Raw genomic sequence first — 6466 nt, 5'->3', positions numbered from 1 at the left:
CCGGCGGACACTCTGCTCCGTGGTGGGGGAGTGGCGCCCGACGCCGGGCCTTCCCCGGGAGACGTGCCGGAAGCAGGACTTCCCGGCTCACCCCGGGATGGCGAGCAGCTGCCGCCCGCGTCGGACGAGGAGCGTGCAGCAGAGCAGGCAGCCGCGGACCTGGTATCGGCTGACGAGCCGGGCCCAGTGGGAGCCGTCCCTGGAGGCGAACAACCGACAGTGGGGCGGGTGCCTCAGCAGGACACCTCTGGCGATTCCCGAGCAGCGCAACCCGCACCACAGCCGGAACCGCCGGTGACCCGGGCCCCGGCCCCTGCACCCCCTCCAGCCCCCGCGCCTCCTCCGCCTGCCCCGGCGGAGACCACTCTGTTCAGCGCCTCCGCCAACGTCAGCCGGGGCGGAAGCGAGAAATTTACAGATGTTCTGACCATTTCTCTCGCCGCTGTTACAGGCGGAACCGAACCCACCGACGTCCGGCTGGTGCTCAAATACCACGGCTTCCAGACCCTGACCGCGAGCGGACCGGGCTGGCAATGCTCAGTGGCCGGGCGTGAAATGGTCTGTACCTTACCGGCCGCCACCGCCGGCGCGCTTCCGCCTGTGGTTGTCAACGGAACGAGTCCTGTGGCTCCGGGGTTCGCGATGGACATCACCGGTTCGCGCCTGGTCGCCACATCTGCCCGATACTGAGCGCCGGACGGGGATCGCGCGTTACTGACCGCGGGTATGGACCCGTGTAGCCGCGTCCGGAATCAGCTGCCGTCTCACATCCCGGGACAAATATGGCCGTCCACTGGGTGGACACTACTCTTGATAAGTCTGTTTTCCCGCACGCAATCAAGATTGTGGACTTCTTCATGAACCTTTTCCGGACCAAGACCATTGAGCAGTCGATAGCCGACGCCGAAGAGCCGGGCCGCACACTCAAGCGGACCCTGAGCACCTGGGACCTGATGATCATGGGCGTTGCCGTTGCTGTCGGCGCCGGAATCTTCTCGGTAGGAGCAAAGGCAGCGGCAAACTTTGCCGGCCCTGCCGTTACTGTCTCCTTTGCGATCGCCGCCGTCACCTGTGCACTGGCCATCATGTGCTACGCCGAATTCGCCACGGCCATACCTGTGGCAGGCTCCGCCTACGTCTTCACGTACGCCACCATGGGCGAACTCCTGGCCTGGATCATCGGCTGGAACCTGATCCTGGAACTGTTCACCGCCGCAGCAGTGATCGCAAAGTATTGGGGCATCTACCTGAGCAAGGTATTCGCGTTGACCGGGCTGGATCTTCCGCCGGCCATCTCGCTCGGAGGAATCGACCTCTATTGGGGCGCCTTCCTGATTGTGGCGATCTTCACCGTGCTGCTGGTGCTGGGAACCAAGCTGTCAGCGCGAGTCGGGAACGTCTTCACACTGATCAAGATCGCCGTCGTCCTCTTCGTTATCGTGGTTGGCTTCACATACGTCAAGTTCGAGAACTACAGCCCGTTCGTTCCGGCATCGGAGCCCACCGCTGCGGCAGGGGCCACCGACGTCCTCAAGCAGTCCTTCTTCGGCTTCCTGACCGGGGCTGCCCCTGCACAATATGGAACACTTGGCATCTTTGCCGGCGCCGCGCTGGTTTTCTTCGCTTTCATCGGCTTCGACGTCGTTGCCACGTCTGCTGAAGAGGTCAAGAACCCGCAGAAAACCCTTCCCCGCGGTATCTTCGGTGGTCTGGCAGTGGTGACCCTGCTTTACATCCTGGTGTCTCTGGCGTTGACCGGAATGGTGTCCTACACAGAACTGGCCGAGGTCAAGAACCCGACCCTCACCACGGCGTTTGAGGCGGTAGGAGATACCGGCGCGGCCAAGGTGATCGCGTTCGGTTCACTTGTTGGCCTGACCACAGTCATTATGGTGCTCCTCATGGGTCTGTCGCGCGTAGTTCTGGCCATGAGCAGGGACGGGCTGCTGCCTCGGTCCTTGTCCAGGACCAGCGCAAAGCGTTCCACGCCGGCCCGTCTCCAGGTCATTTGCGGGGCAGCCGTTGCCGTGGTGGCCGGGCTGACAAATGTGGATCTCCTGGAGGAGATGATCAACATTGGAACGCTCTCCGCCTTCGTCATGGTCAGCCTGGGCATCCTGGTGCTCCGGAAGAAGCGCCCGGACCTGAAGCCGGCGTTCCGCGTTCCGTTCGGCAAGGTGCTCCCTGTGGTGTCGGCATTGCTGTGCCTCTACCTCATGACCAACCTCGCCGTTGAGACCTGGATCTTCTTCGCGATCTGGCTGGTGCTGGGTATTGCCATCTACTTCTCCTACGGTCAGCGGCACTCCCGTCTCAACGAGCGGTTCAGCGAAGCCAGGTCAGCAGTCAACAAGACAACGGACGACGACGACGCCCTGACCCGCGTCTAAGCCGGGGCCCGGGCAGCGGCCCGCTCTCAACGTCAACCCTGCCAAGCCATGGCTCCTAAGATGGAGCCATGGCCCGCCCTGCAAAACCCGAGCGCAAAGCGGAGCTCCTGGCTGCCATCCTGGACTACCTGATGGACAAGACCCTCGCTGAGCTGACGTTCCGCAGCCTTGCCGACGGACTGGGTATCTCCAGCTACGTGCTGGTCTACCATTTCGGCAACAGGGAACAGCTGATCGCCGAGATCATCAGTTCCATTGAGTCCAGGCTGGACCCCATGCGGAGCGCGGACGTTCGCGACATTGACCGCGAGGCCTGGCGGGCGTTCCTGCTGCAATCGTGGCAGTGGACCATGGCGCAACGGAACCGCCACCTGGCGCGGCTGGAGTTCGAAGCCACAGCCCAGGACATTGTGGCCGCAACGCCCCGTGGCACGTCGCAGGAGAACTTCCGGATGCTGCACCACAAGACGAGGGACTGGCTGGTGATCCAGGGCATCCGCGAAGAATTTGCCGACACCGATGCCCGGCTGTTCACGTCCACTTTCTACGGTTTGCAGTTCGACTTCGTGGTGATGAACCAGCCGGATGAAGCGACCAAGGCGTTCGAGCTGATGCTTTCGGTGTTTTTCAGCAACCTCGACTATCGGCTGGCCGCCGAAGACCAACACAGCTGACCTCTGACAGTGGATCAGCGAGCGTAAAATTGACTCTAGGCTGGCGACGGCCAGGGGCTGCAGGTGAACCCGTGTGCACCTCAGCTCTTACCAGCCCGCCGCCGGTCCTGACGTTGTATTAGCAGCCGTCGAGCAAGGTGAGAGAGAAGATGGCGTCGCAATTGCGGCAGGTTCGGGCGATTACGGACACTCAATCCGGGCTGCTGTTCCATGGCCAGGAGAGCTCTGATGGGTCTATCGGATGAGGAACGCGCGCGCCTTGAAAAGCTCGAACAGGAACTGGCCGCATCCGATCCTGATCTGTACCGGAAACTGCAGTCGGGGGTCCCAAGCACCAGAACGTCCTCACAGCGCATCTACGGGGTCCTGACCACATTGGCCGGATTGGCAGTGGTCATCGCAGCGATCGTCACGGAGATTACGATAATCGGCGCCCTCGGCTTTGTGCTGACCATGGCAGGCGCCTACTGGTTCCTCTACGGAATTCCCCAACGAACCAGGACCGGAGATCCGCCGCCGTGATGTGGCCTGATGCCTTTCACCTGACACCTTCACACTGGCCAACTTCCAGCCTCATCCTTGGTGGCCTGGTGAAGGTTGAATCCGCTTCGCGGCTCACGGTGCGGCGTGGCGGCCCACCCACTCTACGAGCGGGCGCAGCTGCTCCCAGAGCCCTGCGATTTCATCTGACGCCGCAGGAGTTGCGAGCCATTCTGGCTGACCGAGGTCAACACCGGCCGTAACCGTTTTGTGCCTAAGCAACTCGGCGCGGGGATGGGCGGAATCGAAGCCGCGAGGTACGGTCTTCAGCTTTTCACCTTCAACATCAAAGCCCGAGGTGTTGAGCGCCTCGACGATATGCTGCAGCGACTCGCCCGTTTCAGAAGCATCCACGGCGTTGCGGTAGCGTGCGAGTTGGGCGGGGGAATGGGAGTGGTAGCCGCCGCCGACCAGAAGGCCGTCCGCCCCCACTTGAAGGTAGTAGCCCACACCTTCCTGGTAGGAAGCGAAGGCTCCCTGGGCCGTTTTGTACGGGGATTTGTCCTGGGAGAACCGGATGTCCCTGTTGGGCCTGAAGATCTTGGCGGGACCGAAGCGTGGCTCCAACCCGGCGAGCAGTGCCATCATTGGCCTTTTGACGTCCTCCTCGTAGCGGGCCTTGTTCTGCAGCCACCAGTCGCGGTTGTTGTTTTCTTCCAGTTCCGCGTAAAACCCGAACGCCGTCGTGGGAATTCCTTCAAAAGTTTCCATGTACGGATCGTAGGCAGTCACTGGCTGGACAGACCATACTCTCCGGGGGCTATGTGGGAAAACAAAACGCCCCGCCGCGGAGAAACCGCGACGGGGCGTTCAGCAACGCTTCGATCAGAAGATCATCCGATCTTGTTGGCGGCTTCCGCTTCGGAATTACCAGCGCCGGCGGCAACGCCTGCACCGAGGTTGGCGCGCAGTTTTGCGCCAAGCTCGGCGTCAACGTTGGTCCAGTACTGGATGGCGCGTTCCTTGATACCAGGGCTCTTGACCCCGCCCACGGCACCGGTGATGGTTTCGAGCAAGCGGGCCTTGGCGCCGTCGTCGTAAACCTCGCGGTACAGCGCGCCCGCCTGGACGAAATCGCTGTCCTCAGCGTGCAGGGAGTGCGCGGCGAGGGTCAGCTCGCCGTCGTTCTCCCAGCCACCGGCCGGGCTCTGCGGTTCAACGGCAGCCGGTCCACCCACCGAGTTCGGTGCGTAAACCGGAACGGAAGGGGCGTTGAAGTGGTAACGTCCCGCGCCGTCCTGGCTGTAGTTGTTGACTTGATTCTTGGGCTGGTTCACCGGGATCTGGGCGTGGTTGGTGCCCACGCGGTAACGGTGTGCGTCCGCGTAGGAGAAGATGCGGGCCTGCAGCATCTTGTCAGGGGAAGCTGCGATGCCGGGAACGAAGTTCGACGGCGCAAACGTGGCCTGCTCGATCTGCGCGAAGTAGTTCTCCGGGTTCCGGTTCAGCTCCATGGTGCCCACCTTGATCAGCGGGTAGTCAGCGTGCGGCCACACCTTTGTGAGGTCGAACGGGTTGAAGCGGTAGGTCTTGGCGTCCTCGTACGGCATAACCTGCACGTGCAGGTCCCAGGACGGGAAGTTGCCGGCGGCAATATTTTCCTGCAGGTCGCGGATGTAGAAGTCGGCGTCTGAACCGGCGAGCCCTTCGGCCTGGTCCCCGCTCATGCTCTTGACGCCCTGGTTGGACTTGAAGTGGTACTTGACCCAGAACCGCTCGCCTTCAGCGTTGATCCACTGGTAGGTGTGCGAGCCGTAGCCCTGCATTTCGCGCCAGGATGCCGGGAGGCCACGGTCGCCCATGAGCCAGGTGACCTGGTGTGCGGATTCCGGGGAAAGGGTCCAGAAGTCCCACTGCATGTCGGCGTCACGCAGGTGGGTACCCGGGAGGCGCTTCTGGGAGTGGATGAAGTCGGGGAACTTGATGCCGTCGCGGATAAAGAAGACGGGAGTGTTGTTTCCAACGAGGTCGTAGTTGCCCTCGGAGGTGTAGAACTTGACGGCGAAACCACGGGGATCGCGCCAGGTATCAGGGGAGCCATTCTCGCCCGCAACAGAGGAGAAGCGGATGAGCATCTCGGTCTCAACGCCCGGCTGCAGGAAAGCAGCCTTGGTGTAAGCCGAGACGTCCTCGGTGGTGGTGAACTTACCGAAAGCGCCGCCGCCCTTGGCGTGAACTACACGCTCCGGCACGCGCTCGCGGTTGAACTGCGCGAGCTTTTCGACCAGGTAGTGATCGGTGAGGATGATTGCGCCGTCAGCACCGACGGAGCGGGAATGGGCATCTGAAGTGACAGGGGCCCCGGATTGGGTGGTGGATACGGGGATGGGCGCAACACTGTTCGCGGTCATCGTTCTCCTATTTCTTGGATGGTTACTTATCGAGTTCGGAAGGAAGCTGTTGGGTGCGCTGGCAGTCCTGGCAAATGCCCTGATACAACACATCGGCGATCTGAATGGTCATGCGTCGGCCGCTGTCCTCGCCCCAATGGGGTGTAAGGCAGGGAGCGTGGCCAACTGCGCAATCGACGTCTTCCACGCGTCCGCAGCTGATGCAGATCGCATGGTGATGGTTGTCCGCCACACGCGTTTCGTACAGGGCCGGTGAGTGGGGAGGCTCAAACCGGCGGAGCATATTCAGATCGGTGAGATCCCCCAAAACCACATAGACGGACTGAGCAGTCAGCTCAGGAAGGTCGTTACGGGCGGCCGCAAGGATGTTTTCGGCGGGGGAGTGGGGGTGTCGTTCGACGGCGGCCAACACTGCGAGCCGCTGTTTGGTCACACGGCGCCCGTGGGCACGCAGGGCCTTGGCCCATGCTTCGTGGTCGCCACCGGAATCGCTCATGGCTCCATTGAAACA

The 6466-nt window shown here is 62.1% G+C and carries 6 protein-coding genes and 1 pseudogene; 4 read left to right on the top strand and 3 right to left on the bottom strand.

What is annotated here, in order from left to right:
* The 4 genes and pseudogenes from RIN13_RS16785 to RIN13_RS16770 form a co-directional block, all read left to right on the top strand.
* A pseudogene (locus RIN13_RS16785) lies at positions 1 to 690 on the top strand (hypothetical protein); the annotation flags it as partial.
* A gap of 167 nt (positions 691 to 857) precedes the next feature.
* Positions 858 to 2390 carry an amino acid permease gene (locus tag RIN13_RS16780; protein WP_309108459.1) on the top strand — a complete coding sequence of 511 codons (1533 nt, stop codon included), beginning with the start codon at positions 858 to 860 and terminating at the stop codon, positions 2388 to 2390.
* Positions 2391 to 2458: 68 nt separating this feature from the next.
* Positions 2459 to 3064 (top strand): TetR/AcrR family transcriptional regulator, encoded by a 606-nt coding sequence (locus tag RIN13_RS16775; protein ID WP_309108457.1) that lies wholly within the window; start codon positions 2459 to 2461, stop codon positions 3062 to 3064.
* A 228-nt stretch (positions 3065 to 3292) separates the two neighbouring features.
* Positions 3293 to 3586 carry a DUF3040 domain-containing protein gene (locus RIN13_RS16770; RefSeq protein ID WP_309108456.1) on the top strand — a complete coding sequence of 98 codons (294 nt, stop codon included), beginning with the start codon at positions 3293 to 3295 and terminating at the stop codon, positions 3584 to 3586.
* Positions 3587 to 3679: 93 nt separating this feature from the next.
* Here RIN13_RS16770 and RIN13_RS16765 read toward each other — a convergent pair whose 3' ends face one another.
* The 3 genes from RIN13_RS16765 to RIN13_RS16755 all read right to left on the bottom strand — a co-directional run bounded on the left by RIN13_RS16765 (position 3680) and on the right by RIN13_RS16755 (position 6451).
* Entirely contained in the window at positions 3680 to 4315 is a 636-nt protein-coding gene (locus tag RIN13_RS16765; RefSeq protein ID WP_309108455.1) for a DUF2461 domain-containing protein, read from the bottom strand.
* A gap of 122 nt (positions 4316 to 4437) precedes the next feature.
* Positions 4438 to 5955, bottom strand: coding sequence for a catalase (locus tag RIN13_RS16760; RefSeq protein WP_309108454.1), 1518 nt, complete (start codon positions 5953 to 5955; stop codon positions 4438 to 4440).
* 22 nt (positions 5956 to 5977) lie between these two features.
* The gene (locus RIN13_RS16755) at positions 5978 to 6451 is read right to left on the bottom strand and encodes a Fur family transcriptional regulator (RefSeq protein WP_309108453.1); all 474 of its coding nucleotides are present in this window, start codon (positions 6449 to 6451) and stop codon (positions 5978 to 5980) included.
* Between the last annotated feature and the right edge of the window lie 15 nt (positions 6452 to 6466).

Source organism: Arthrobacter sp. (assembly GCF_031179985.1).
In the GTDB taxonomy this organism is placed as follows: Bacteria; Actinomycetota; Actinomycetes; order Actinomycetales; family Micrococcaceae; genus Arthrobacter.
This window is presented reverse-complemented; position numbering and strand designations above follow the sequence as displayed.